General features: G+C 72.3%; 20 protein-coding genes. 15 read left to right on the top strand and 5 right to left on the bottom strand.

The genetic code is table 11. From position 1 onward, the window contains the following. Window positions 1-111: 111 nt before the first annotated feature. Window positions 112-2,067: an acetate--CoA ligase gene (acs, locus tag ACZ6C1_RS22930; protein WP_469243097.1), complete on the bottom strand. Its 1,956-nt coding sequence runs from the start codon at window positions 2,065-2,067 to the stop codon at window positions 112-114. A 558-nt stretch (window positions 2,068-2,625) separates the two neighbouring features. Further along, window positions 2,626-5,208 (bottom strand): bifunctional SulP family inorganic anion transporter/carbonic anhydrase, encoded by a 2,583-nt coding sequence (locus ACZ6C1_RS22925; protein ID WP_469243096.1) that lies wholly within the window; start codon window positions 5,206-5,208, stop codon window positions 2,626-2,628. Between the two features lie 567 nt (window positions 5,209-5,775). On the opposite strand from ACZ6C1_RS22925, the gene ACZ6C1_RS22920 reads away from it, so the two are divergent. Beyond that, complete coding sequence (locus ACZ6C1_RS22920; RefSeq protein WP_469243199.1) at window positions 5,776-7,035, top strand: polysaccharide deacetylase family protein; 1,260 nt, start codon at window positions 5,776-5,778, stop codon at window positions 7,033-7,035. Here ACZ6C1_RS22920 and ACZ6C1_RS22915 read toward each other — a convergent pair. Then, the gene (locus ACZ6C1_RS22915; RefSeq protein WP_469243095.1) at window positions 7,023-8,009 is read right to left on the bottom strand and encodes an ATP-binding protein; all 987 of its coding nucleotides are present in this window, start codon (window positions 8,007-8,009) and stop codon (window positions 7,023-7,025) included. The genes ACZ6C1_RS22920 and ACZ6C1_RS22915 overlap by 13 nt on opposite strands. Window positions 8,010-8,121: 112 nt before the next feature. Here ACZ6C1_RS22915 and ACZ6C1_RS22910 point away from each other — a divergent pair, with 112 nt between their 5' ends. Further along, window positions 8,122-8,991, top strand: a complete 870-nt coding sequence (locus ACZ6C1_RS22910; protein ID WP_469243094.1) for a Fic family protein — start codon at window positions 8,122-8,124, stop codon at window positions 8,989-8,991. Window positions 8,992-9,444: 453 nt separating this feature from the next. Here the strand turns inward: ACZ6C1_RS22910 and ACZ6C1_RS22905 are convergent, their stop codons facing one another. Then, entirely contained in the window at window positions 9,445-10,275 is an 831-nt protein-coding gene (locus ACZ6C1_RS22905) for an HAD family hydrolase (RefSeq protein WP_469243093.1), read from the bottom strand. A gap of 344 nt (window positions 10,276-10,619) precedes the next feature. Between ACZ6C1_RS22905 and ACZ6C1_RS22900 the strand changes: the two genes are divergently transcribed. The 8 genes from ACZ6C1_RS22900 (at window position 10,620) to ACZ6C1_RS22865 (ending at window position 15,877) form a co-directional block, all read left to right on the top strand. Next, window positions 10,620-10,892 (top strand): hypothetical protein, encoded by a 273-nt coding sequence (locus tag ACZ6C1_RS22900; protein ID WP_469243092.1) that lies wholly within the window; start codon window positions 10,620-10,622, stop codon window positions 10,890-10,892. A 21-nt stretch (window positions 10,893-10,913) separates the two neighbouring features. Beyond that, on the top strand, window positions 10,914-12,017 hold the full coding sequence (gene ssd, locus ACZ6C1_RS22895) for a septum site-determining protein Ssd (protein WP_469243091.1): 1,104 nt from the start codon (window positions 10,914-10,916) through the stop codon (window positions 12,015-12,017). Beyond that, window positions 12,014-13,165 carry a TadA family conjugal transfer-associated ATPase gene (locus tag ACZ6C1_RS22890; RefSeq protein ID WP_469243089.1) on the top strand — a complete coding sequence of 384 codons (1,152 nt, stop codon included), beginning with the start codon at window positions 12,014-12,016 and terminating at the stop codon, window positions 13,163-13,165. The genes ssd and ACZ6C1_RS22890 overlap by 4 nt, the downstream gene beginning before the upstream one ends. A gap of 11 nt (window positions 13,166-13,176) precedes the next feature. Continuing rightward, the gene (locus ACZ6C1_RS22885) at window positions 13,177-14,007 is read left to right on the top strand and encodes a type II secretion system F family protein (protein ID WP_469243198.1); all 831 of its coding nucleotides are present in this window, start codon (window positions 13,177-13,179) and stop codon (window positions 14,005-14,007) included. Then, window positions 14,004-14,765 (top strand): type II secretion system F family protein, encoded by a 762-nt coding sequence (locus tag ACZ6C1_RS22880; protein WP_469243087.1) that lies wholly within the window; start codon window positions 14,004-14,006, stop codon window positions 14,763-14,765. Before ACZ6C1_RS22885 ends, ACZ6C1_RS22880 begins: the two co-directional genes overlap by 4 nt. 26 nt (window positions 14,766-14,791) lie before the next feature. Beyond that, window positions 14,792-14,998 (top strand): DUF4244 domain-containing protein, encoded by a 207-nt coding sequence (locus ACZ6C1_RS22875; RefSeq protein WP_469243086.1) that lies wholly within the window; start codon window positions 14,792-14,794, stop codon window positions 14,996-14,998. Continuing rightward, on the top strand, window positions 14,985-15,350 hold the full coding sequence (locus ACZ6C1_RS22870; RefSeq protein WP_469243084.1) for a TadE family type IV pilus minor pilin: 366 nt from the start codon (window positions 14,985-14,987) through the stop codon (window positions 15,348-15,350). The genes ACZ6C1_RS22875 and ACZ6C1_RS22870 overlap by 14 nt, the downstream gene beginning before the upstream one ends. Before the next feature lie 113 nt (window positions 15,351-15,463). Then, a complete protein-coding gene (locus tag ACZ6C1_RS22865; RefSeq protein ID WP_469243083.1) occupies window positions 15,464-15,877 on the top strand; it encodes an Rv3654c family TadE-like protein in 414 nt (137 codons plus the stop codon). Here ACZ6C1_RS22865 and ACZ6C1_RS22860 read toward each other — a convergent pair. Then, window positions 15,819-18,296 carry a DEAD/DEAH box helicase gene (locus ACZ6C1_RS22860; RefSeq protein WP_469243081.1) on the bottom strand — a complete coding sequence of 826 codons (2,478 nt, stop codon included), beginning with the start codon at window positions 18,294-18,296 and terminating at the stop codon, window positions 15,819-15,821. The genes ACZ6C1_RS22865 and ACZ6C1_RS22860 overlap by 59 nt on opposite strands. Before the next feature lie 79 nt (window positions 18,297-18,375). Between ACZ6C1_RS22860 and ACZ6C1_RS22855 the strand changes: the two genes are divergently transcribed. From ACZ6C1_RS22855 to ACZ6C1_RS22835, 5 genes are all read left to right on the top strand, one after another. Then, a complete protein-coding gene (locus ACZ6C1_RS22855) occupies window positions 18,376-18,729 on the top strand; it encodes an STAS domain-containing protein (RefSeq protein ID WP_003967428.1) in 354 nt (117 codons plus the stop codon). Window positions 18,730-19,280: 551 nt separating this feature from the next. Further along, the gene (locus tag ACZ6C1_RS22850; protein ID WP_469243080.1) at window positions 19,281-19,739 is read left to right on the top strand and encodes an ATP-binding protein; all 459 of its coding nucleotides are present in this window, start codon (window positions 19,281-19,283) and stop codon (window positions 19,737-19,739) included. 236 nt (window positions 19,740-19,975) lie between these two features. Then, complete coding sequence (locus ACZ6C1_RS22845) at window positions 19,976-22,366, top strand: sodium-translocating pyrophosphatase (RefSeq protein WP_469243079.1); 2,391 nt, start codon at window positions 19,976-19,978, stop codon at window positions 22,364-22,366. Between the two features lie 190 nt (window positions 22,367-22,556). Further along, on the top strand, window positions 22,557-23,222 hold the full coding sequence (locus ACZ6C1_RS22840) for a small secreted protein (protein WP_469243078.1): 666 nt from the start codon (window positions 22,557-22,559) through the stop codon (window positions 23,220-23,222). Between the two features lie 76 nt (window positions 23,223-23,298). Then, the gene (locus ACZ6C1_RS22835; RefSeq protein ID WP_469243077.1) at window positions 23,299-24,837 is read left to right on the top strand and encodes a DUF7059 domain-containing protein; all 1,539 of its coding nucleotides are present in this window, start codon (window positions 23,299-23,301) and stop codon (window positions 24,835-24,837) included. Window positions 24,838-25,512 lie beyond the last annotated feature (675 nt).

Genomic DNA, 25,512 nt, shown 5'->3' with positions numbered 1-25,512 from the left:
CTTACCGTACCCGGTGTACGCGAGGGCATATCCGGTGAAAGCCACTTTATGTGTGAAGAGGGCATCCGGCGCGTCGTCGACGGATGCCCTCTCCTGTGGGGCCGAGCCGGGTCAGTCCTCGCTGGAGGCCGTCGGCAGTTTGGACTGGATCAGGTCCATGACGGACGAGTCCGTCAGCGTGGTGACGTCACCGAGCTGCCGGTTCTCCGCCACGTCCCGCAGCAGTCGGCGCATGATCTTGCCGGAGCGCGTCTTGGGCAGCTCGGCCACCGGCAGGATGCGCTTGGGCTTGGCGATCGGGCCGAGCGTCGCGCCGACGTGGTTGCGCAGGTCGCCCACGAGCGCGTCGTCCTCGCTGGCCGTGCCGCGCAGGATCACGAACGCCACGATGGCCTGACCGGTCGTCTCGTCCGCCGCGCCCACGACCGCCGCCTCGGCGACCTTCGGGTGCGACACGAGAGCCGACTCCACCTCGGTCGTGGAGATGTTGTGGCCGGAGACGAGCATGACGTCGTCGACCCGGCCGAGCAGCCAGATGTCGCCGTCGTCGTCCTTCTTGGCGCCGTCACCGGCGAAGTACTTGCCCTCGAAGCGGGACCAGTAGGTGTCGATGAACCGCTGGTCGTCGCCCCAGATGGTGCGCAGCATCGACGGCCACGGCTCGGTGAGGACCAGGTATCCGCCCCCGCCGTCGGGGACCTCGTTCGCCTCGTCGTCGACGACGGTGGCCGAGATGCCCGGGAGCGGGCGCTGGGCGGAGCCCGGCTTGGTCTCGGTGACGCCCGGCAGCGGCGAGATCATCATCGCGCCGGTCTCGGTCTGCCACCAGGTGTCCACGACCGGGGTCCTGCCGCCGCCGATGTTCTCCCGGTACCAGATCCACGCCTCGGGGTTGATCGGCTCGCCGACCGACCCCAGGACCCGGAGGCTCGACAGGTCGAACTTGGCGGGGATGTCGTCTCCCCACTTCATGAACGTACGGATGGCGGTGGGAGCCGTGTAGAGGATCGTGACGCCGTACTTCTGCACGATCTCCCAGAACCGGCCCTGGTGCGGGGTGTCCGGGGTGCCCTCGTACATCACCTGCGTCGCGCCGTTGGCCAGTGGCCCGTACACGATGTACGAGTGGCCGGTCACCCAGCCGATGTCGGCGGTGCACCAGTAGACGTCGGTCTCCGGCTTGAGGTCGAAGACCGCGTGGTGTGTGTACGCCGCCTGGGTGAGGTAGCCGCCCGAGGTGTGCAGGATGCCCTTAGGCTTACCCGTCGTACCGGACGTGTAGAGGATGAAGAGCGGGTGCTCCGCGTCGAACGCCTCGGGGGTGTGCTCGGCCGACTGGCGGGGGACGATGTCGTCCCACCACACGTCACGGCCCTCGGTGAACGCGGTGTCCTGGCCGGTGCGGCGCACCACCAGGACGTGCTCGACCTGCGGGCACTTGGCGACGGCCTCGTCGATGGCCGGCTTGAGCGCGGACGGCTTGCCGCGCCGGTAGCCGCCGTCGGCAGTGATGACCAGCTTGGCGTCGGCGTCCTGGATGCGTGAGGCGACGGCATCGGCCGAGAACCCGCCGAAGACGACCGAGTGCGCGGCACCGATGCGGGCACAGGCCAGCATGGCGACGGCGGCCTCGGGGATCATCGGCATGTACACCGCGACCCGGTCGCCCTTGCGGACGCCGAGCTCGGTCAGCGCGTTGGCCGCCTTCGAGACCTCGTCCTTGAGCTCGGCGTAGGTGATGGCGCGGCTGTCGCCCGGCTCGCCCTCGAAGTGGATGGCGACCCGGTCGCCGTGCCCGGCCTCGACGTGCCGGTCGACGCAGTTGTACGCGACGTTGAGCGTGCCGTCGGCGAACCACTTCGCGAAGGGCGGGTTCGACCAGTCGAGGGTCTCGGTCGGCTCGGTGGCCCAGCTGAGGCGCCGTGCCTGCTCGGCCCAGAAGCCAAGCCTGTCCGCCTCGGCCTGCTCGTACGCGTCCGCCGTCACATTGGCGTTCGCAGCCAGCTCGGCGGGCGGTGCGAACCGCCGCTCCTCCTTCAGAAGGTTGGCCAGGCTCTCGTTGCTCACGACATCTCCCATTCCCGGGGCGTCCGATGTGTCCCAGCCCATAGCTCATCAGCCAGATGCCCGGGTGACAAGAGCTTCCAGCCGATTGGTTTAGACCTGTTGGCGGGTGGCTCGTACGGGTACCGGCTGACGGGGTGAACGGGACCAGGTGGTCAAGTGGCCCCTCCTCCCCGGGCGGTGGGGAGAAGGGGCCACCGACCACTCCCACGGATGCGGCCCGCCGGAGGTTCACGGTGCCGACGACATGCGGCCGGTTGGCGGCTTGGCCGGGTGCTCGGTCGGTCGAGTGATCGGTCGGGCGGTCGGCCCCTCGGCCAGTCCGTCCCTCGGCTGTTCGGCCGCTTGGCCGCTTGGCCGCTTGGCCGAGTGATTCGGTTGGCCGGGTGCTCGGTCGGTCGAGTGATCGGTCGGGCACCGGTTGGCTCGGGTGGCCGACAGCCGGCGGTCGGCGGGCGGGGTCGATGGTCGGGGCCGACGGCCAGGCCGACGGCCGGGTGGCCGATCTGCGGGTCCCGGCGCGGGCGGGTGGCCGATCGGCAGGTCCCGGCGCGGCGGCGGTCAGGCGGGTGCTCCCTCCTTCGACGAGGGCCGGGACGGCGGCCGGTTCGGCGAGTGGGAAGAGGAGGGAGGCACGGGGGACGTGGGGAAGGGGGTGACGGCCGTGTCGGCGGTGCAGAGGAAGGAACGGCTCGGCTTCGCGAGGGCCGTCGGGGCGACCCAGTGGAAGACGGAGCTCTCCCCGCCCGTACGCGTGCCGTCAGCCCGAGCGGTGTCCGCCGGCATGCCGTCCGCCCGTGTGCCACCGCTCGTACGCGTATCGGGGTCCGACAGCAGGTACGCCTGCGCCTCACCCACGTGGAAATACATCCCGTGCAGCTCCAGCGTCCCCTCCGCGAGGCGCCGCGCCACGGCCTCGTACGCCTTCAGATGCTCCAGTTGCTGGACCACGTTGGTCAGGCACAGTTGCTCGGCCGCGTCGGCGGGCAGTCTGCCCGTGCTGTCGCCGGACGGGCCGCCGGACAGCCGGGCCCAGGTGCGGTGCGTGCTCTTCATCCGCTCCAGGCTCGGCATCCCGTGCCGGAGCCAGCGCCGCAGCGGTGTCTGGGGCGCCGTGCGGGGCGCGTCCGGGTCGCAGCTCAGCAGGGTCTGCATCGCCCCGCAGTCGGAGTGCCCGCACACGGTGATGGACTGCACGCGCAGGACCTCCACCGCGTACTCGATGGCGGCCGCCACGGAGTCGTCCCCGCTCTCCGCGCCCGGCATCGGCACCAGATTGCCCACATTGCGCACGGTGAACAGGTCGCCCGGACCGCTCGCCGTGATCATGCTGGTGACGAGCCGGGAGTCGGCGCACGTCAGGAACAGCTGCGACGGCCGCTGGCCCTCCCTCGCGAGCCTGGCCAGCTCTTCACGCACCAGCGGGGCCGTGTTGCGCTGGAAGGAGCTGAGCCCGCTCGCCAGTTGATGCCCCTTCATGTGCAGCTTGGGCTCGGCCGCGGTGTGTTCCCCGCAGTGGTGGTTGCGCCAGGGCGTCCATGGGCGGCAGCAGGCGTGGGTGCCCGCGCCGGGCTCCGCGATCCGTACTCCGGTGCGGCCGGTCATCTCGACCTGCCCGCCCCGGGCCACATGGGACATCTGCCAGTCCTGGAGGGTCTCGTAGGCCGCGTGGTCCATGAACGAACCGTCCAGCTCGACGACGGCGCTCGCCCCCTGGGGAATCTGGTGCAGCGCCCGGCTCAGCCGGGGCACGGCCAGGAAGGTGAGCTGCCCTCGGACCTTGACGTGTTCCACGTCCCCCTTGGTCTCCTTGGTGATCCGTGTCCTGGTGAGCCGGTGCATGGCGACACCGCTGGCCACGACGATGCCGAGCGCCACGCCCTCCAGGATCCCGATGAGGACGACCCCGGACACCGTCACGGCGTAGACCAGCACCTCCCGGTGGCGGGTGACGCTGCGGATGTGGGTGATGCTGACCATCTGGATGCCGATGGCCATGACGAGGGCGGCGAGCGCGGGCAGCGGGATCAGGTCGATCACCGGTACGAGGACGAGGGCGGCCAGCACCACCCACAGGCCGTGCAGCATCGTGGAGTGCCGGCTGACCGCGCCCGCCGACACATTCGCCACGCTGCGCACGGCGACGCCCGCGACCGGCAGGCCGCCGAGCGCGCCGGAGACGATGTTCGCGGCCCCCTGCCCCCTCAGCTCCCGGTCGAGGTCGGAACGCGGCACATGGACCGTGGTGTCCTTGCGGGCGGCCACCAGCTTGTCGACGGCCACGGCCGACAGCAGGGACTGGACGCTGGTGACCAGCGTGATGGTCAGGACGCCCACGGCGATGCCCAGGACGGGCCCCTCCGGCAGCCCGGGAAGCGCGTGACTGCTCCAGGAGGGCAGGTCGACGCGGGGTACGCCGATTCCGGCGGCGACGGCCAGCACGGTCGCGGCGGCCACGGCCGCGAGGGCTGCGGGCACCTTCCGAAGGCCACCGCCCAGTCGTCCGGGGAGGCGCGGCCACACCAGCAGGACGACGACCGTCGCCACGCTCACAGAGACCGCGGCCGTGTGCAGGCCGGCCAACTGGGCCGGCAGCCCGAGGACGTTGTCCACGGCGGAACTCTGCGGCGTACCGCCGAGGACCACGTGGAGCTGGGCGAGGGCGATGGTGACACCGATGCCGGCCACCATGCCGTGCACGATCGCCGGCGACACCACGAGCGCCGAGCGGGCCACCCGCAGCGCCGACAGGGCGAGTTGGGCGAGCCCGGCCATGACGGTGATCGCGCAGGTGGTGCGCCAGCCGTACTTCTGGATCAGCTCGGCGGTGACCAGCGTCAGCCCGGCGGCCGGGCCGCTGACCTGCAGCGGTGAGCCGCCGAGCCGGCCGGCGACGATACCCCCGACCGCGGCGGCCACCAGGCCGGCCTGGAGGGGCGCGCCGGTGGCGAGGGCGATGCCGAGCGAGAGCGGTAGGGCGATGAGGAAGACCGCGAGGGAGGCGGAGACGTCGGCACCCGCGACGGGGAACCGGCGCCCGCCCCCGGACGACGGCGGGCTGTGCGGCCGCTTGAATCGTGGCCTCGCGGCGGCGCGGAACGTACGGCCGGGGCGGTTCGTGCGGGCCGGGATGCAGGCAGTCATGATTTCCCGTCTCCTCCGGGGCGGCGCGGTCGCGGTTACGTGCGGGTCGAACGAACGTGGGGTCGCGGCCGTGGGTCACGGCGTGCAGCGGCGGGAGTGTGCCAACTCTCTGTAAACAGATCGTAATGCAGAGTAAAGACTCCGGCATTATTTTCGATGCAAATAGGGCAATGTTTCACCTCATTCAGTGATTAGTCGTTCTAGTGCGGCTTGTCGTATCTTTATACCGCCTTCCGTGGTGCGACGTTGACGGCGCTCTCAGCAGAGACCTCCGTGGACCACGAGAAGGGTGGGCGGAAGATGGCCGCCACGAAGAAGACCGGCAGGCACGGGCGCCCCGCCCGGCGGACCCCCGCCCGCGCCGGCGCCCCCCAGCAGAGCACCGCGCACGGGCCTCTCACCCTGAGCACCGCACCGGCCCGGACCGCCCTGGGTGCGACCGCACCGGCCCGGACCGCCCTGGGTGCGACCGCACCGGCCCGGACCGTCCTGGGCACGACCGCCCCGGGCAGGCTCGCCCCGCGCAGGATCACCCTGGGCGCGACCGCCCCGGGCGGGCGGCGGCCGATGCGCTCGGTCGCCGTCGCGGCCGGGGTCACGGCGGCGCTGGTGGCCGGGCTGGCCGGGTGCAGCGGCTCGGATGACGCCGCCGAGGGCGCGGCCGGCCCCAAACGGGTCGGAGCACCCAAGAGCGCGGTCCGGCTCATCGGCGACGGGTCGACCGCCTACACCGGCGCCCAGCCCGGACTGCGCAAGCAGGAACCCCTCAAGCCCGGTGAGAGGCCCCCGCAGTTCGTGGTCTTCTCGTGGGACGGCGCCGGCGAGGACAGCCAGAAACTCTTCTCGCACTTCCGCGAAGTCGGCAAGAAGTACGGCGCGACGATGACGTACTTCCTCAGCGGCGTCTATCTGCTGCCCGAGCAGAAGTCGACACTGTACGTTCCGCCCGGCCACGCCCCCGGCCGCTCCGACATCGGCTTCAACGACACCGAGGGCATCCGCGACACCGTGCGCGAACTGCGCGGCGCGTGGCAGGAGGGCAACGAGATCGGCACCCACTTCAACGGCCACTTCTGCGGCCCGGAGAGTGGTGTCGGAACCTGGTCGGTCGAGGACTGGAAGAGCGAGATCTCCCAGGCCAAGTCCTTCGTGAAGAACTGGAAGACGAACTCCGGGCTGACGTCCGAGAAGCCGCTGCCCTTCGACTACGACACGGAACTCATCGGCGCCCGCACCCCCTGCCTGGAGGGCCGGGAGAACTTCGTGCGCGCGGCCAGTGAGTTGGGCTGGCGCTACGACACCAGTGGTATCAACAACCAGGTGTGGCCGGGGAAGGACAGGGGCCTGTGGGACCTCTCCCTCCAGATGATCCCCGTTCCGGGACGGGCCTTCGAGACGCTGTCCATGGACTACAACTTCCTGGTCAACCAGTCCGGGACGACCAAGGGCGCGCCGTCCATGCACCAGTACTGGGGCAACCAGTTCCGTGACGGGATGCTCCAGGCCTTCGAGCGCGCGTACAACGGCAACCGCGCCCCCCTGATCATCGGCAACCACTTCGAGTCCTGGAACGGCGGCACGTACATGCGCGCCATCGAGGAGACCATCGCCAACGTCTGTGTCCGCAGCGAGGTGCGGTGCGTGTCGTTCCGGCAGCTCGCCGACTGGCTGGACGCGCAGGACCCCGCCGTCCTGGCCAAGCTGCGGACCCTGAAGGTCGGCGAGGCCCCGAAGGACGGCTGGACGGCCTTCCTCGCCGCCCAGCCTTCCGCGGCCCCGGCGGCAGGCGCGGCCGCGCCGCCCGCCGCCCCCCGTCAGGCGGGCTGAACGGCGCCGAGCCCCTCACCCAGTACGAAGCCGGGGTCGACCTGCGCCGCCAGGTCGGCACCCGTCTTCGCGTTGCCCCAGCTCTCCGCGTTCTTCAGGTGGAAGTGCACCATCTGGCGTGTGTAGCGCTCCCAGTCCCGGTGCCGGTACGAGTCGTCCGCGGCGTTCTGCAGCGACTGCAGCGCCATCCGGTTCTCCGCCTCCAGCAGCTCGAAGCGCGCCGGACGGCCCTTCTCCATCGAACGGACCCAGTCCGAGTGGCCGACCGTGACGAGCAGGTCGTCCCCGATCTCCTCGCGCAGGAAGTCCACGTCCTCCATGCCCTGCACCTTGTTGCCGACGACCCGCAGCTCGACGCCGAAGTCCCGCGCGTACTCCTTGTACTGGCGGTAGACGGAGACGCCCTTACGGGTCGGCTCGGCCACCAGGAACGTCATGTCGAAGCGGGTGAACATCCCGGACGCGAACGAGTCCGAGCCGGCCGTCATGTCGACGACCACGTATTCGTCGGGCCCGTCGACCAGATGGTTCAGGCACAGTTCCACCGCGCCGACCTTCGAGTGGTAGCAGGCCACGCCCAGGTCGGACTCGGTGAACGGCCCGGTCGCCATCAGCCGGATGTCGCCGTCGTCCAGGCGCACGGGCCGGGCGCACGCCTCGTAGATCGGGTTGTCCTCGTCCACGCGCAGCAGCCGCGAGCCCTCGCCCGGCGGCGTCGTCTTGATCATCGTCTCGGCGGACGGGATCCGTGGGTTGGTGCCGCGCAGGTACTCCTTGATCAGCGGCAGGTGGGCGCCCATCGCCGGCAGCGCGGCTGCCTCTGTCTCGTCCAGCCCCAGTGCGGCTCCGAGATGCTGGTTGATGTCGGCGTCCACCGCGAGGACGGGGGCCTCGTTGGCGACGAGGTGGCGGATGAAGAGCGAGGACAGCGTCGTCTTGCCGCTGCCGCCCTTCCCTACGAAAGCGATCTTCATATTCAGGAAGCGTAGCGGTGCGTAGTGGCGCCCTTGCGTCAAGTTGCCGAGATGTATGACGAAGGCCACTCCAAGGTGGGGCCTCGGCGTCGGGCGCGTAGCCTCGCTACCTATGAGTACGAATCCCGCTGACCCCCTGGTCGCGCTGGGGGCGCTGCCCGGAGTGCCCGATGCCGTGGACTCCGTTCGCAAGGCCGTCGACCGGGTCTACGGGCACCGCGTGATGCGGCGCCGCAGCAATGAGGTGACCTCCGAGGCGGCCCTGCGCGGGGCCCGCGCGTCGGCGGCTCTGTCGGGTGCCGACTGGGCGCTGGAGGAGGTGCGCCGGCGCACCGACTTCGGTGGTGACGAGGAGGCGCGGACGGTCGGTGCCGCGCTGCGCCTGGGTGCCGAGGCGGGGCAGTTGCTGTCGATCTGGCGACAGTCGCCGATGCGGGTGCTGGCCCGGCTCCATCTGGTCGCGGCGGGTGATCCGGGGCGGCGGCCGGGTACCGAGGCGGCGCCGGAAGCGGTGGCGGACTCGATGGTGGACTCGATGGGCCGGCCGCGGCGGGACGGGGAGCCCGTCGACGAGCCGCTGATCGAGGCCCCGCTGCCGGATGCCACCGAGGTCGCGGGCCGACTGGAGGGGCTGGCGCAGCTGATCGTGGCGGGCAGCTCGGCTCCGGCGCTGGTGATGGCGGCGGTGGTGCACGGTGAACTGCTGGCGCTGCGGCCCTTCACCTCGTACAGCGGACTGGTGGCACGGGCGGCGGAGCGCATCGTGCTGATCGGCAGCGGGCTGGACCCCAAGGCGATCTGCCCGGCCGAGGTCGGCCACGCCGAGCAGGGACGCGCGGCGTATGTCGCGGCGTTCGAGGGTTATCTGTCCGGCACCCCGGAAGGCATGGCGGCGTGGATCGCGCATTGCGGTCGGGCCGTCGAGTTCGGCGTCCGGGAGTCGACTGCGGTGTGCGAGGCGCTCCAGCGCGGAGCGGCGTAAAAGCCGACTGAGGAAGGATTACGGGAGGCCGGGCCGGCGGGCCACCGTGGCCGGGCTGAAAGGCGAGGTGTCCGGACGGGGGTGCGGCGGGCTGAAAGGCCCGGGGTCCGGACAGGGTTGCGGCGGTACCGCTGGGCGGTACCGCCGCTGGCACGTCCGCCGAGTTACCATGCGTCCTCGATATGTGCCCATCAGGCGGGGAACTTTGCCCGACGCCTGGTGCGGCTGGCCCGTAATCGACGGGTCGACGTCGCGTGGGTGCTCAGCTTTCGTGCTGTTCGGTCCGTGGGGCCTTCTTGCTCAACAGGTAATCCTTTCGGATGTCCTCGGTCTCGCGGGCCGTTAAGTCCTTTGTACTACCGTCCGGGGTGATGCGAAAGCCCTGACTCCACTTTTTCCTCCAAGGGCGGAATGCCCGTTAAGTGCTTCTGCCTGCGGCTTCGTGGAGCGGGGTCACGCCGACTGCCGACGCCGGTTGGCGTACCAGACCAGGCCGGCGGTGGCCGCCGCCGCACCCACCGCCGCGGCCGCCACGAGCGCGGGGCGTGGCGGCATCCGGAAGGCGGGCAGGCGCTGCTTCAGCCGGACCGGGCGGTTGAAGACGAGGACAGGCCAGTCGCGCGCGGCGGCCTCGCGGCGCAGCGCGCGGTCCGGGTTCACCGCGTACGGGTGACCCACGGCCTCCAGCATGGGCAGGTCGGTGGCCGAATCGCTGTACGCGTAACAGCGGGACAGGTCGTACCCCTCTGTTTCGGCCAGTTCGCGAATCGCCTCGGCCTTGGTGGGCCCGTAGGCGTAGTAGTCCACCTCCCCGGTGAAGCAGCCGTCGTCGCCGACGATCATTCGCGTCGCCACGACCCGGTCGGCCCCGAGCAGCTCGCCGATGGGTTCGACGACCTCGGCGCCGGAGGTGGAGACGATCACCACGTCCCGGCCGGCGGCGTGGTGCTCCTCGATGAGGGACGCCGCCTCGTCGTAGATGATCGGGTCGATCAGGTCGTGCAGCGTCTCCGCGACCAGCTCCTTGACCTGCTGGACGTTCCAGCCCTTGCAGAGTGCGGAGAGGTACTCCCGCATCCGCTCCATCTGCTCGTGGTCGGCGCCGCCGGCCAGGAAGACGAACTGGATGTAGGCAGTCCGCAGTACGGCGCGGCGGTTGATCAGGCCGCCTTGGTAGAAGGACTTGCTGAAGGTCAGGGTCGATGACTTCGCAATGACCGTCTTGTCCAGGTCAAAGAAGGCTGCTGTGCGCGGCAAGGAGTGGTTTTCCACGAGCCCGAGCATAGGTGCCCGCCATTCGGCGTACGCTGGCGCGTGTGGGTTTGCCTGAGAAGGCTCTCGGGTACACCATGGAAGTCACGGATCGTTCGCGACCGTGCTAACCCGGTCCGGCTCCTCCCCCCCCGAGTCGGCCGGAGAGACGACCCCCGCTCTCCCCCCCGGCGGGGGTCGTCGCATGTCCGGATGCGTTTTCGCCCGTTCCTGGCGGCTCTGACCGATCATTCCGCCCCCCTTGTGTCGCGCCGGGCCGGCTGCCCGCCACACCCCTCACCATCACTCAGCGTAGCGGATCTGCTGCTCTGTGGAAGTCGCTGGTTAGGGCTACGGGGATATTCACAACCGGTGAGTTGTCCACAGTTTTAGAGCAAGATCCACTTTTTTTCCGGAAGTCGTACACCGTGATTCCGGCCGCGAAGTCCGCGGTTGAAGGAATCGCGGATCTAACGGCCGATGAGGGCGGGGCGGGTACCTCGCGCGGACCACGGCGGGACGAGCCGACGGTCGCGCCGATCACCGCCGCGCTGATCACCGTCGATCACCGCCGATCGCAGGTGATTGAGGCGATTGAGGCGCCTCAGGCGATCGAGGCGATCCCAGGCGAGCGAGGCGATTCCCGGTGAGACAAGGGAGGGGGCGGAATCATGGCCGGATCGATCACGTCCGACCGGGCACCGACCGTCGAGGGGCAGCGGGCCGGCCCGCTGATCGTGACCGAGGACGCGGAGCTGCTCGACGATCTGCTGCGGCTGTGTGCCGCGGCGGGCGCGCACCCGGAGGTGTACCACTCGGTGCCCGAGCGCGGATCGGGCTGGGACGCGGCGCCGCTGGTCCTGGTGGGCGACGACGCGGCGGCTCGGTGCCGGGGTGCGACACGTAGACGTGACGTGCTGCTCGTGGGCCGGGACCAGGACGATCCCGGGGTGTGGCGCCGCGCGGTGGAGATCGGCGCGGACTGTGTGCTGCGGCTCCCCGACGCCGAGAGCTGGCTCGTCGACCGCATCGCCGACGTCGTCGAGGGCGCGGGGCGGCGGGCGCTGACCGTCGGGGTGATCGGCGGGCGGGGTGGTGCCGGGGCGTCGACCCTGGCCTGCGCGCTGGCCGTCACCGCGGCGCGTGAGGGGCGGCGGACGATCCTCGTGGACGGCGACGCGCTGGGCGGAGGCCTCGACGTCCTGCTGGGCGGTGAGCAGGCCGAGGGGCTGCGGTGGCCGGATCTCGCGGCTTCCAAGGGCCGGGTCGCCGGTGGGGCGCTGGAGGAGTCGCTGCCTTCGCTGTGCGGGCTCCGGGTCCTGAGCTGGGACCGGGGCGAAGCGGTGGAGATCCGCCCGGAGGCGATGCGTTCGGTGCTGGCGGCGGCGCGCAGACGCGGCGGTGTCGTGGTGGTGGACCTGCCGCGCCGGACCGACGCATCCACCACGGAGGCGTTGGCGCAGCTGGACCTGGGGCTGCTCGTGGTGCCCGCCGAACTGCGGGCCGTCGCGGGGGCCAAGCGAGTGGCATCCGTGGTGGGCACGGTGCTCCGCGACCTGCGGGTGGTGGTGCGCGGCCCGTACGCCGCCGGGGTCGACGACCAGTGGATCGCGGGCGTCCTCGGCCTGCCGCTCGTGGGGGAACTGCCCTGGGAGCCGGGCCTGATGGCCGCACTGGACGGGGGCGCCCCGCCGGGCGACAGCGCGCGGGGGCCGCTCGGGCGGTTCTGTACGGCGTTCCTGGAGCGGGCGCTGGCCGAGGGGAGCGGGTCATGACGGCGGGGCTGTTGGAGGCCGTCCGGCAGCGGCTCGTGGAGAGCGGCACGGAACCGACTCCCGCCGGCGTGGCGGCGGCCCTGCGTGCGCAAGGGCGGCTGCTGGGCGACACGGAAGTGCTCGGGGCGGCCGCGGAGTTGCGGTGCGAACTGGTGGGGACCGGTCCGCTGGAGCCGTTGCTCGCCGATCCGGCGGTGACGGACGTGCTGGTGTCGGCACCGGACCGGGTGTGGGTGGACCGCGGTGCGGGACTGGAGCCGACGGGCGTCGCCTTCCCGGACGCGGCGGCGGTACGCAGGCTGGCGCAGCGGCTGGCGGCGGTGGCGGGACGGCGGCTGGACGACGCCCGGCCGTGGGTGGACGCGCGGCTGCCGGACGGGACGCGGCTGCACGCGGTGCTGCCACCGGTGGCTGTCGGTTCGACCTGCCTGTCGCTGCGGGTGGTGCGGCCCCGGGCCTTCTCCCTGGATGACCTGACGGCCGCGGGGACGGTTCCGCCGGGTGGGGACGAGGTGCTTCGCGCGCTGGTCGAAGCCCGGGTGTCGTATCTGATCAGTGGCGGTACGGGGTCGGGGAAGACGACGCTGTTGTCCACGCTGCTGGGGCTGGTGGGTGAGCGGGAGCGGATCGTCCTCGCCGAGGACTCGGCCGAGTTGCGGCCCGACCACCCGCATGTGGTGCGGCTGGAGGCCCGGCCGCCCAATCAGGAGGGCGCGGGCCTGGTGACGCTGCGGGACCTGGTGCGCCAGGCGCTGCGGATGCGGCCCGACCGGCTGGTGGTGGGCGAGGTGCGGGGCGCCGAAGTGACGGATCTGCTTGCTGCTTTGAACACTGGCCACGAGGGCGGCTGCGGGACCGTGCACGCCAACACCGCCGCTGATGTGCCGGCTCGCCTGGAGGCGCTGGGGACGGCCGCCGGGCTCGACAGGGCGGCGCTGCACAGCCAGGTGGCGGCCGGGTTGTCGGTCGTGGTCCACCTCGCGCGCGACCGGACCGGGCAGCGCCGGATCGCAGAGGTGCATGTGCTGGAACGGGACGCGCGGGGATGGGTCGTCACGGCTCCCGCACTGCGGTGGGGGGCCGAGGGCTTTCGGTACGAGCGCGGCTGGGAGCGACTGCGGTCGCTGATCGGGGGTGTGCGGTGGTGACGGGACAGCCGATGTACGCGGCGGTGTGCGCGGGCGCGGCGGCCTGGCTGGTGATGGACCGGGGGCGGGGGGCGCGGCGGGCGCGGTTGCTGTTCGCGGGCGGCGGTGACGTGCCGGTCGCGGGACCGTGGTCCTGGAGGCGGTGGGCGCCAGTGGTCCGGGGGCGGCGGGAGTGGCTGTGCCTGGTGGTGGCGGGCGTTCTGGCGGCGCTGGCTGAGTCGGTACTGCCGTTGGTCGCGGGTGCGTGTGCCGTACCGCTGGTGGGACGGCGGTTGCGGGCCCGCGAGCGTGCCCGGGACCGGGAGCGGCGGGCGGACGCGGTGATCGCCCTGTGCGGGGCGGTGGCGGGTGAGTTGCGCGCGGGGTGGCAGCCCGGTCAGGCGTTGCTCTGGGCGGCCCGCACCACTGGCGGGCTCGGCGGGGAGGAGGCTGCGGTCCTGGCGGCGGCGCGGTTCGGGGGCGACGTACCGGAGGCGTTGCGGCGCGCCGCGCGGGAGGACGGTGCGGACGGTCTGCTGGGTCTGGCGGCCTGCTGGCAGGTGGCCGTGGACGGCGGTGCCGGTCTCGCGGCGGGCCTGGACCGGCTGGAGGCGGCGCTCCGGGAGGGGCGCGACCGGCAGGAGCGGCTGAGGGCGCAGCTGGCCGGCGCCTGGGCGACGGTGGGGATGCTGGCGGTGCTTCCGGTGGTGGGGCTCGCGATGGGCTGGGCGCTCGGCGCCGATCCCCTGCGGGTGCTGTTCCACACCCCGGCGGGGCTGGGCTGCCTGGCCGTGGGTGGGCTGCTGGAGGCCGTGGGCCTGTGGTGGGCCGGCCGGGTCGTCCGGGCCGGGGAGGGGCCATGAGTGGGCAGTTCCTCCACAGCCTGGGGGTGGGCGGCGCCGTGGCGGCCGGTGTGGCATGGCTGGCCTGGACGGTGGCGGCGCGTCGGCGGGAGGGCCGGGTGCGCCGGCGGATCGCCGCGCTGCTCGGGACGGAGTACGGGCGGCGCCGATCCCGGCGGCCGGGGTGCGGGGCGTGGGTCCGGCGGTGGGCGGCGCCGGTGGGAGCTGCGATCAGCGGCTGGGTGCTGGTCGGCGGGATCGCCGGATGTGCCGTGGGCGCCGCCGCCGCGTATGGCGCATGGAAGTGGCAGCGGCGCCCGCGCCGGGCGGGGGACGAGGACGGTGAGGTGGAGCGCGGGCTGCCCCTGGCGGCGGACCTGCTGGCCGCGTGCCTGTCGGCCGGGGCGGGGCCGCGTGAGGCGGCGGAGGCCGTCGGGGAGTCACTGGGCGGCCCGGTCGGGGACCGGCTTGCGAGGGCGGCGGCCGAGCTGCGGCTGGGCGGCGAACCGGGGGAGGTGTGGGGCCGGTTCGGTGGCATACCGGGCGCCCGCCCGCTGGCGCGCTGCCTGGAACGGGCGAGTGCCTCGGGAGCCCCGGCGGCCGAGGCGGTCTCCCGGCTGGCCGGCGCACTGCGGGCGGATCAGGCGCGGCGGGCCACGGCCCGCGCCCAGCGGGCGCAGGTGCTGATCACCGCCCCGGTGGGGCTCTGCTTCCTGCCCGCGTTCCTCGCGGTCGGGGTGGCGCCGGTGGTCATGGGGCTGGCGAGCGAACTGATGTGACGGGTCGACATCTCTTGGGGGTCGGAATGGGAAACCGGATGGTGAAGGCACTGCTGGCTCGGGCGCGTGGAGCTGGAGCGCGCCGCGACGCGGGAATGACCACGGCCGAGTACGCGATGGGCACGCTCGCCGCGTGCGCCTTCGCGGCCGTGCTCTACAAGATCGTGACGAGTGACGTGGTGTCGGGTGGGCTGCAGGCGCTGATCGGGAGGGCGCTCGATGCCCAGTTCTGAGACCGGCGGCGATCGCGGGTCGGTGACCGCCGAGGCGGCCACGGTCCTGCCGGCGCTGGTGCTGTTCACGATGGCGCTCGTGTGGGCGCTGGTGGCGGCCGCCGCGCAGATCCAGTGCGTGGACGCGGCACGGGCCGGGGCACGGGCAGTGGCCCGTTCGGAGCCACCCGCGGAGGCGGTGGCGGCGGCCCGCTCGGCCGCCCCGGGCGGCGCGCGGGTGGCGGTGGAGCGCACGGGTGATCTGTGGCGGGTGCGGGTGGAGGCCCCGGCTCCGGGCCCCGGCCCGCTGCGCCTGACGCTCCGTGCGGAGGCGGCCGCACTGGCCGAGGACACCGTGGGGGTCGCGCCATGACTGGCCCGCCCGCCACCGCGGGCGCTCCGGCGGGTTCCTTCGCCGTCCGAGGCGTGGGCCATGGCCCGGGTCGGGGACTGGATTCCCGTGCGGCTCACGGGCCCGCGCCCGGGGTGGTTGCCGGCGCGGCTGCCCTGCCGCACGCCGGAGGCCGCTCGGGGCGGGGCTCGGCCGGCGATCGGGGGGCGGCGACGGTGTGGGTGGCGATGGCGGCCACGGTGATGTGCGCGGTCTTCGCGGCCGTCCTCGCGCTGGGGCAGGCGGTGGCCGCCCGGCACCGGGCGGGAGGTGCCGCGGACCTGGCGGCGCTCGCCGCGGCGGACCGGGCGCTGTGGGGGACTTCCGTCGCCTGCGAGGCGGCGGGGCGGGTGGCACGGGCGCAGGGGGCGGAGGTGGTGCGGTGCACGGTGCGCGGTGAGATCGCGGAGGTGACGGCTCGCGCCCGGTTCGGGCCGTACGCGCCCGGGGTCAGGGCGCGGGCGGGCCCTCCCGGGGCTCTTCCGGGGCTCCCCGCAGCAGTTCCGTGAGGAGGCGGACGGCGCCCCGCTTGTGCAGCGGGTCATTGCCGTTGCCGCACTTGGGCGACTGGATGCACGAGGGACAGCCCGCGTCGCACTCGCAGGAGGCGATGGCGTCACGGGTCGCGGTGAGCCACGCGCGGGCGGTGTGGAAGGCGCGTTCGGCGAAGCCCGCGCCACCCGGATGGCCGTCATAGACGAAGACCGTCGGCAGCAGCGTGTCGGGGTGGAGCGGGACGGACACACCGCCGATGTCCCAGCGGTCGCAGGTGGCGAAGAGCGGCAGCAGGCCGATGGACGCGTGCTCGGCGGCGTGCAGGGCGCCGCCCAGCTGCTCCGGATTCACCCGGGCGGCGTCCAGCTGGTCCTCGGTGACGGTCCACCACACGGCGCGGGTGCGCAGGGTCCGCGGCGGGAGGTCGAGTTTCGTCTCGCCGAGCACCTCGCCGGTGATCAGGCGGCGGCGGAGGAAGGAGACGACCTGGTTGGTGACCTCGACGGACCCGTAGCACAGGCGCCCGTCGCCCCAGGGGATCTCGGTGTCGGTGTCCAGCACGGAGATGGCGGTGGTGTCGCGGGCGGTGGTCGAGTACGGGGGATTGGCCTCCTCGACGAGGGCCACCGAGTCCTTCAGGTCCAGCCGCTTGACCAGGTAGGTGCGGCCCATGTGGAGGTGGACGGCGCCTTCGTGGACGGCGGCGTGGGCGGCCGACTCGTCGACCGTGCCCAGCAGCCGTCCCGTGCCGGCCTCGACGATCTGGACGGGGCTGCCGCCCTCGCCACGGATGTCGGTGAGGTCGGCGGCGCGCTCGCGGCGGGTCCAGTACCAGCCCGACGCACGGCGGCGCAGCAGCCCGGCCGCTTCGAGCTGGGGCAGCAGCTCGGGGACGGCGGGACCGAAGAGGGCCAGGTCGGATTCCGTGAGCGGGAGTTCCGCCGCCGCCGCGCACAGGTGGGGGGCGAGGACGTACGGGTTGTCGGGGTCCAGGACGGTCGACTCGACCGGTTGGCGGAACAGCGCCTCCGGGTGGTGGACGAGGAAGGTGTCCAGCGGGTCGTCGCGGGCCACGAGCACCGCGAGCGCACCCTGCCCGGCGCGTCCGGCGCGGCCCGCCTGCTGCCACAGCGAAGCCCGGGTGCCCGGATATCCGGCGATGACCACGGCGTCCAGGCCCGACACGTCGATGCCCAGCTCCAGGGCGGTGGTGGCGGCCAGCCCGAGAAGTTCACCCGAGTGGAGGGCGCGTTCCAGGGCCCGGCGCTCCTCGGGCAGGTAGCCGCCCCGGTAGGCGGCGACCCGGGCGGGCAGCGAGCGGTCCACCTCCGCGAGGCGCTCCTTGGCGATGACCGAGATCAGCTCGGCGCCACGCCGGGAGCGTACGAAGGCGACCGACCGGACACCCTGGACGGTCAGGTCCGTCAGGAGGTCGGCGGTCTCGGCGGTGGCGGTGCGGCGCACCGGGGCGCCCTGCTCGCCCTGGAGTTCGGTGAGCGGAGGCTCCCAGAGGGCGAAGACCAGTTCTCCGCGTGGTGAGGCGTCATCGGCGACCTCGCGCACCGGCAGGCCCGTCAGCCGACCGGCGGCCTGGGCCGGCTGGGCGGCGGTCGCGGAGGCGAGGAGGAAGACGGGGGACGAGCCGTAGCGGGCGCAGACGCGGCGCAGGCGGCGCAGCACCTGGGCGACGTGGGAGCCGAAGACGCCGCGGTAGGTGTGGCACTCGTCGACGACGACATAGCGCAGCGCGCGCAGGAAGGAGGACCAGCGCGGATGGGAGGGCAGGACGCCCCGGTGGAGCATGTCGGGGTTGGTCAGTACGTAATTGGCGTACTGGCGGACCCACTCCCGCTCCTCGACGGGCGTGTCCCCGTCGTACACCGCCGGCCGGATCCGGTTGCCCAGCGGGGCGGCGAGAGCCTTGACCGAGCGCCGCTGGTCGGCGGCGAGAGCCTTGGTGGGAGCGAGGTACAGGGCGGTCGCTCCGCGGCCGTTGGGCGCCTCGGAGCCGTCCAGCAGAGTGGACAGCACCGGCGCCAGATAGGCGAGGGACTTGCCGGACGCGGTGCCGGTGGCGATGACGACCGACTCGCCGTCCAGCGCGTGCTCCGCGGCCGTCGCCTGGTGGGCCCAGGGGTGCTCGATGCCCGCCGTATGGATGGCGTTGATCACTTCCGGGCGGATGCGATCGGGCCAGACTGCATGCCGACCCGCTCTTGGGGGCAGGTGCTCCGTATGAGTGATGCGCGCAGCCCGGTTCGCTCCCGCGGTGAGCCGGTCGAGGACCGTACCGGGGGAGGGGCGGGTGTCCCCGATCTCGGGTGGGCGACTGGGGCGGTGATTCATGGCCATCGGCACCGAGTGTGTCACCGGCGTGACGGACAATGCTCCCAAGGCGTCGTGCATGGCTGCTGGTAAGTGATTGAATGCCATCGCGGCTGGCGATCCGTCCCCTGGCTCCGTCCGGAGAATCCGAGGGGCGACCGCTCGATAGCAAGGTGCTGGAGGATCCGTGGACCTGTCCCTGTCGACTCGCAATGTGTCCGGCCCTGGTGGCGACCGTACGGTCGTCGAGGTCGGTGGCGAGATTGATGTGTATACCGCGCCCAAGCTGCGCGAGCAGTTGGTCGAGTTGGTGAATGACGGCAGCTACCACCTGGTTGTCGACATGGAGGGCGTGGACTTCCTCGACTCGACCGGCCTCGGCGTGCTGGTGGGCGGCCTGAAGCGCGTGCGCGCGCATGAAGGATCGCTGCGCCTGGTCTGCAACCAGGAGCGCATTCTCAAGATCTTCCGGATCACCGGACTGACCAAGGTGTTCCCGATCCACACCACGGTGGACGAGGCCGTCGCGGCCACCGACTGAGTTCTGAGTCGGCTCGCCGCGCCGGTCGGGTCCGGACCGATACCGGCCCGTCCGGTCGGCCGGGCTCCGGACTCCGGGTTCGTCGGTTCGGCTCGGTTCCGTCGGCCGGTTCGGTTCCGTCGGTCCGGGCTCCGGTTCCGTCGGCCCTGGTCCGGTCGCCGTTCCGGTCCGGCTCCGCCGGTACCGGCCCGGTTCACCCGGTATCGGTCCGCTCGGGCCCGTACCGGTCGGACCGGGCCGTTGCCCGGGCAGGGTCGCGGGCCCCGTACGTGGGGTCCGGCCCCGGCCGGGCTTCCGGCGCGGCGGCCAGGACACGATCGCCGGGCCGGGACACGGCCCGCCGGACCGGTCGGCTGTTGCCGACGGGTATCCGGTCGGGACGTGGCCGGGAGCGGAACGGAGGCGACCGAGCCGGTGAGGTCCGGTCGGCGCGGCAGGGCCGTCAGGTCCGACCGCTGACCGGCCGGCCGGAGGATCCGGGAGGAAGAGCAGGGTGCCGGGCGTCCAGCCCGGTTCTCTGAGAGGCACGCCCGCACGTCGAGGGGGATCGCATGGCCACCGTTGAACTCCGCTTCAGTGCCCAGCCCGAGCACGTCAGGACCGCCCGTCTGGTGGCGGCCGCCGTGGCGCGCCGGGCAGGGGTCGACGAAGCCGTGCTGGACGAGGTCAGGCTCGCCGTCGGTGAGGCCTGCTCCCGCGCCGTGGGGCTGCACCGCAGCAACCACGTGGTCTCCCCGATCCGGGTCATGCTGACCGAGGAGGAGAAGACGTTCTCCATCGAGGTCGGGGACGAGGTACCGGGCGCGGGCGTCGCGGCGGCCGATGCCGCCGGGGTGCCGGGCTCCCGCAGCGCCGCGCCGGTCGAGGAGTTCGACGACGCGGAGGGCGAGGACGAGATGGGCCTCGCCGTCATCACCGGGCTCGTCGACGACGTCGAGGTTTCGGCCGGTGAGGCCGGCGGCGTCATCCGGATGACCTGGCCGACGAACCCCGCCGCCGTGCTCCCCTGACCCCGCCCCCGGCGAAATGAAAGGCCCTGCTGAGCAGGGCCTTTTTGTTTTTCTAGATCGCTCCGCCCCGCGTCAATGGTTCAAAGTCATTACTGCTTTCGGGTGGATTTCATGCGGCCTGCATTTGCCGACTGGCAAGCAAAGGTCAATTCTGTTCTACGGCGCTCTGTTTTGATCAGGTTCTGCTCCCTACAATCCGTCCACGTCTTGAGCTCTTCTGACGTCAAGGAGGACGAATGGCGGGGCTCTTCACCACACAAGTGTCCGACCACCCGACTTCTCTCGCGGCCGCGGTACTCACCGATGAAAACCGGATCATCGTGGTCGTCATCGCGGCGGTTGCCCTGGCCGCCCTGATCGTCGCCCAGCTGCTCGTACGACAGGTACTGGCGGCCGGTGAGGGCACCGACGCCATGAAGAAGATCGCGGCGGCCGTCCAGGAAGGCGCGAACGCCTATCTGGCCCGGCAGCTGCGAACCCTCGGAATCTTCGCGGTTGTCGTGTTCTTCCTGCTCCTGCTGCTGCCCGCGGACAACTGGTCGCAGCGCGCCGGACGATCACTGTTCTTCCTGGTGGGCGCCCTGTTCTCGGCGGCCACCGGTTACATCGGCATGCGTCTTGCCGTGCGGGCGAATGTGCGTGTGGCGGCAGCCGCGCGTGAGGCGACTTCCGCCCCCGGAGAGCCGCAAAAGGACCTGACGACCGTCTCGCACAAAGCGATGAAGATCGCTTTCCGTACGGGTGGCGTGGTCGGCATGTTCACGGTGGGCCTCGGCCTGCTCGGCGCCTCCTGCGTGGTTCTCGTCTACGCGGCCGACGCGCCCAAGGTGCTGGAAGGTTTCGGCTTGGGCGCCGCGCTCATCGCGATGTTCATGCGTGTCGGCGGCGGCATCTTCACCAAGGCCGCGGATGTCGGCGCCGACCTCGTCGGCAAGGTGGAGCAGGGCATCCCCGAGGACGATCCGCGCAACGCCGCCACCATCGCCGACAACGTCGGGGACAACGTCGGCGACTGCGCGGGCATGGCCGCCGACCTCTTCGAGTCGTACGCGGTGACCCTGGTCGCCGCGTTGATCCTCGGCAAGGCGGCATTCGGAGACCTCGGTCTCGCCTTCCCCCTGATCGTGCCGGCGATCGGCGTGGTCACCGCGATGATCGGCATCTTCGCGGTCGCCCCGCGGCGCGCCGACCGCAGTGGGATGGCCGCGATCAACCGCGGATTCTTCATCTCCGCCGTGATCTCGCTCGCGCTGGTGGCCGTCGCGGTCTACGTCTACCTCCCGTCCTCGTACGCCTCCCTCGAAGGCGTCACCGAGGCCGCCATCAGGGCGCACGGCGGCGACCCGCGCATCCTCGCGCTGGTGGCGGTCGCCATCGGCATCGTGCTGGCCGCGCTGATCCAGCAGCTCACCGGCTATTTCACCGAGACCACCCGCCGCCCGGTCAGGGACATCGGAAAGTCCTCCCTGACCGGCCCGGCGACCGTGGTCCTCGCCGGCATCTCCATCGGTCTGGAGTCCGCCGTCTACACCGCGCTGCTGATCGGCCTCTCGGTGTACGGGGCGTTCCTGCTGGGCGGCGCGTCGATCACGCTGGCGCTGTTCGCCGTCGCCCTGGCCGGCACCGGACTGCTCACCACGGTCGGCGTCATCGTCGCCATGGACACCTTCGGCCCGGTATCCGACAACGCCCAGGGCATCGCCGAGATGTCCGGCGACGTCCAGGGCGAGGGCGCGCAGGTCCTCACCGACCTCGACGCCGTCGGCAACACGACCAAGGCCATCACCAAGGGCATCGCCATCGCCACGGCCGTACTGGCGGCGGCCGCGCTCTTCGGGTCGTACCGGGACGCCATCGCCACCGCCGTGCGCGACGTCGGGGCCAAGGCGACGGAGATGAACCTGACCATGGACATCTCCCAGCCCAACAACCTCGTCGGACTGATTTTCGGCGCCGCGGTCGTCTTCCTCTTCTCCGGACTGGCGATCAACGCGGTGTCGCGGTCGGCCGGAGCGGTGGTCTACGAGGTGCGCAGGCAGTTCCGCGAGCATCCCGGGATCATGGACTACAGCGAGAAGCCGGAGTACGGGCGTGTCGTCGACATCTGTACCAAGGACGCGCTGCGCGAACTGGCCACACCCGGTCTGCTCGCCGTCATGGCGCCCATCGCCGTCGGCTTCACGTTCGGGGTGGGTGCCCTCGGGTCATTCCTCGCGGGCGCCATCGGCGCCGGCACCCTGATGGCCGTCTTCCTCGCCAACTCCGGAGGCGCCTGGGACAACGCGAAGAAACTCGTCGAGGACGGCCACTACGGAGGCAAGGGCAGTGATGCCCACGCCGCCACCGTGATCGGTGACACGGTCGGTGACCCCTTCAAGGACACCGCGGGCCCGGCCATCAACCCGCTGCTGAAGGTGATGAACCTGGTGGCGCTGCTGATCGCGCCCGCGGTCGTCGAGTTCAGCTACGGCGACGACGCCAGCGCGGGCGTACGGGCGGTGGTGGCGGCGTTCGCGATCGTCGTCATCATCGGCGCGGTGTACGTGTCCAAGCGGCGTACGGTCGCCATGGGTGACGAGGACAACAGCACGGCCGGGCGGGTGGCCGGCAAGGCGGCGACTCTGTAACACCCGGTCAGAGTGCGGGCGGGCGGAACGCGGTGACGTTCCGTCCGCCCGTTCGGCTCATCCGGCGGTGAGCCTTCTCTCTCTTGATACAAATGGTTGTAAAAGCGTACGAAACGGTCGCACGCCATGCGAATGTCCCCCACTTGGCGTGTATGTTCCGGGGCCGAGAGCCTTGGAAGGGACCAAACCGGTGAACAAGAAGCTTGCGGCCGCACTGTCCAGCGGTGCGGTAATGGTGCTCGCACTGTCGGGTTGCAGCGACGAAGACGGCGGCAACGGCGAGAACAAGGTGGACGCCTGGGCCAAGAAGGTGTGCGACCAGGCGCAGCCGCAGATCCAGAAGCGGGCCAACGCCCAGCAGACCATCATCTCGACGGCGGCGGACGGCAAGCCCGCCGACATCCAGGCCGCCGACTCGAAGGCCTTCCAGGACATCGCCGACGCGGACAAGGCGCTCGCCAAGGCGGTGCAGGACGCGGGCGTACCGCCCGTCGACAACGGGGAGAAGCTCCAGCAGGACGCGGTCAAGGAGCTCAACGCCACGGCCGCGGCGTACGAGGGCCTCAAGAAGCAGGTCGACGCGCTGGACCCGAAGAACCAGCAGAAGTTCGCCGACGGGCTGCAGGGCGTCGCCGAGGGCCTGAAGAAGATCGAGAAGATGGACCAGGACGCACTGGCGAAGCTGCAGTCCGGCCAGCTCGGCCAGGCGATGGCCAAGCAGCCCGGTTGCCGCAAGGCCGAGGCGTCGGTCTCGCCGACGATCCCGCCGGCCAAGCCGGGCCCGGCCGCGTCCGCTTCGGCGGGCAACTCCGCCAAGCCGGCCCAGGCCTCCGCCTCCGCCCCCGCCGCCGAGTAGGGACTTCGGCCCGGTTCCCGTGTTCGGGGGCCGGGCCGACGCGTCGATTGTCAGTGGCGGCGGTCACAATGGGCAGGTGAGTACGACCAGCCTTACCGCCAGCCTCCCGGTGCCCGACCGCGCCGACCGCCTCCGCGACGCCCTGCTCGCCGCCGACTTCACCGCCGACGGCCTGCTCGAGCTGCTCGGCGCACCCGCCTACGCCGCGCTCGCCCGCAGCGAGACGGTCCCCGCCCTGCGCGCCACCCGTGCGGACGGCCCGCTCGCCACGCTCGTCCGGCTCTTCCTCCTCCAGCAGCCCGTGCCGCACGAACGGGCGGGCGCCGTCCTGCCGCTGGACGAGGCGCTCGCCGACAGGTGGGTCGTGGAGGACGACGGCGGGATCCGCGCCACGGTGGACGTACGGCCGTACGGCGGGCCGGAGGGACAGGACTGGTTCATCGTCTCCGACCTGGGCTGCGCCGTGGGCGGTGCGGCGGGTGCGAGCGGCCGGGGCGAGGGCGTGGTCCTCGGCGTGGGCGGCGCGTCCACGACGCTCGCCGGGATCACGGTCCGTACGCCCGTCGCCTCGGCCCTGGACCTGGGCACCGGGTCGGGCATCCAGGCGCTGCACGCGGCGCAGCACGCCACGCGTGTGACGGCGACGGACCTGAACCCGCGGGCGCTGGAGTTCGCCCGGCTCACACTCGCGCTGTCCGGGGCGCCGGAGGCGGACCTGCGCACCGGTTCGCTGTTCGAGCCGGTGGCGTCGGAGACGTACGACCTGATCGTGTCGAACCCGCCGTTCGTCATTTCTCCCCTGGCCTCCGGCACGGGGGACACCGGCGCCCGGCTGACCTACCGGGACGGCGGGATGGGCGGCGACGATCTGTGCCGGTCGCTCGTCCAGCGGGCGGGAGAGCGGCTGAACGAAGGGGGGTTCGCGCAGTTCCTCGCCAACTGGCAGCACGTGGAGGGCGAGGACTGGCAGGAGCGGCTGCGTTCCTGGGTGCCCCGCGGGTGCGACGCCTGGATCGTGCAGCGCGAGGTGCAGGACGTGACGCAGTACGCCGAGCTGTGGCTGCGGGACGCGGGGGATCACCAGGGCGATCCGGAGCGGTACGTGGAGCGGTACGAGGCGTGGCTGGACGAGTTCGAGCAGCGGAAGACCAAGGCGATCGGCTTCGGCTGGATCACGCTCCGCAAGTCCGGTGCGGAGAAGCCGTCCATCGTCATCGAGGAGTGGCCGCACCCGGTGGAGCAGCCGCTCGGTGAGACGGTACGGGCGCACTTCGCGCGCCAGGACTATCTGCGGACGCGCGACGACGCGGATCTGCTCGCCGACCACTTCGTGCTGGTACCGGAGGTGATGCAGGAGCAGGTCGGGCTGCCGGGCGCGGAGGATCCGGAGCACGTGGTGCTCCGGCAGAACCGGGGCATGCGCCGCGCCACCAAGGTGGACGCCGTCGGCGCGGGCTTCGCGGGTGTGTGCGACGGGACGCTCAGCGCGGGGCGGATCCTGGACGCCATCGCCCAGTTGATGGGCGAGGACCCGGTGCTGCTGCGGGACCGCACTCCCCAGGCGATCCGGCTCCTGGTGGAGGAAGGGTTCCTGGAGCCGGCGACCGGGATGTGACGACGGCGACGTCCGTCGGCGCGGTAGACCCCGGGAGGGGACGTGAACCGGCCAACCTTCGCCTCGCGCCCGGGCGGCCTGCCGCGACGGTGGCCGCCCGCCCTCCGAGGTGGCCGACCGGGACGGCGACCGCCCCGTCGCACGCCGCGCACCCGTGCGCCCCGGCCCCCGCGCCGCGGCGTGAGGGGCGGCTCCCTGCCCGGAGCGCCGCGCCCGAGCGGCTCCGACCGGGCCGCTTCCGGCCAGGGGCGGGCGGCCACGGGGGCGCCTGCCGCGGACGGCCCGGTCCCGGAGCGGGCGCCCACCCCGAGACGCATCCGCCCCGGACCGCGCGCCGCCCCGGACCGCGCGCTGCCCGGACCGCCCGTACGCCCGGGAGCGGCGCCCCGAACCCGCGCCTGCCCGTACGCCCGGGAGCCGCGCCCCGGACCGTGCCCCGCCCCCCGCGCCTGTGCCCGCCCCGCCTCCGGACCGCGTCCCCCGGTACCGGCCCCGGCACCCGCCCGTCCCGCACCCGCCCAGACCCCGTCCCGCACCGCCCACCCACCGGAACCCGCCCCGCACCCGGCCCGCCCCGCTCCCGCAACACCCCCACGCACGCACCCCGCCCCACCCCAGACCCGCCCCCCAGATCCGCCCCGCCCCACCCCGGACCCGCCCCGCCCCGGACCCGCC

This window comes from Streptomyces sp. NPDC041796 (assembly GCF_055590785.1).
This window is presented reverse-complemented; position numbering and strand designations above follow the sequence as displayed.

Excerpts from the sequence above, each read along its gene's own strand:
- ACZ6C1_RS22925 (WP_469243096.1), bottom strand. The coding sequence starts at position 5,208 with ATGACTGCCTGCATCCCGGCCCGCACGAACCGCCCCGGCCGTACGTTC.
- ACZ6C1_RS22920 (WP_469243199.1), top strand. The coding sequence starts at position 5,776 with ATGCGCTCGGTCGCCGTCGCGGCCGGGGTCACGGCGGCGCTGGTGGCC.
- ACZ6C1_RS22915 (WP_469243095.1), bottom strand. The coding sequence starts at position 8,009 with ATGAAGATCGCTTTCGTAGGGAAGGGCGGCAGCGGCAAGACGACGCTG.
- ACZ6C1_RS22910 (WP_469243094.1), top strand. The coding sequence starts at position 8,122 with ATGAGTACGAATCCCGCTGACCCCCTGGTCGCGCTGGGGGCGCTGCCC.
- ACZ6C1_RS22905 (WP_469243093.1), bottom strand. The coding sequence starts at position 10,275 with ATGCTCGGGCTCGTGGAAAACCACTCCTTGCCGCGCACAGCAGCCTTC.
- ssd (WP_469243091.1), top strand. The coding sequence starts at position 10,914 with ATGGCCGGATCGATCACGTCCGACCGGGCACCGACCGTCGAGGGGCAG.
- ACZ6C1_RS22890 (WP_469243089.1), top strand. The coding sequence starts at position 12,014 with ATGACGGCGGGGCTGTTGGAGGCCGTCCGGCAGCGGCTCGTGGAGAGC.
- ACZ6C1_RS22885 (WP_469243198.1), top strand. The coding sequence starts at position 13,177 with ATGTACGCGGCGGTGTGCGCGGGCGCGGCGGCCTGGCTGGTGATGGAC.
- ACZ6C1_RS22880 (WP_469243087.1), top strand. The coding sequence starts at position 14,004 with ATGAGTGGGCAGTTCCTCCACAGCCTGGGGGTGGGCGGCGCCGTGGCG.
- ACZ6C1_RS22875 (WP_469243086.1), top strand. The coding sequence starts at position 14,792 with ATGGGAAACCGGATGGTGAAGGCACTGCTGGCTCGGGCGCGTGGAGCT.
- ACZ6C1_RS22870 (WP_469243084.1), top strand. The coding sequence starts at position 14,985 with ATGCCCAGTTCTGAGACCGGCGGCGATCGCGGGTCGGTGACCGCCGAG.
- ACZ6C1_RS22860 (WP_469243081.1), bottom strand. The coding sequence starts at position 18,296 with ATGGCATTCAATCACTTACCAGCAGCCATGCACGACGCCTTGGGAGCA.
- ACZ6C1_RS22850 (WP_469243080.1), top strand. The coding sequence starts at position 19,281 with ATGGCCACCGTTGAACTCCGCTTCAGTGCCCAGCCCGAGCACGTCAGG.
- ACZ6C1_RS22845 (WP_469243079.1), top strand. The coding sequence starts at position 19,976 with ATGGCGGGGCTCTTCACCACACAAGTGTCCGACCACCCGACTTCTCTC.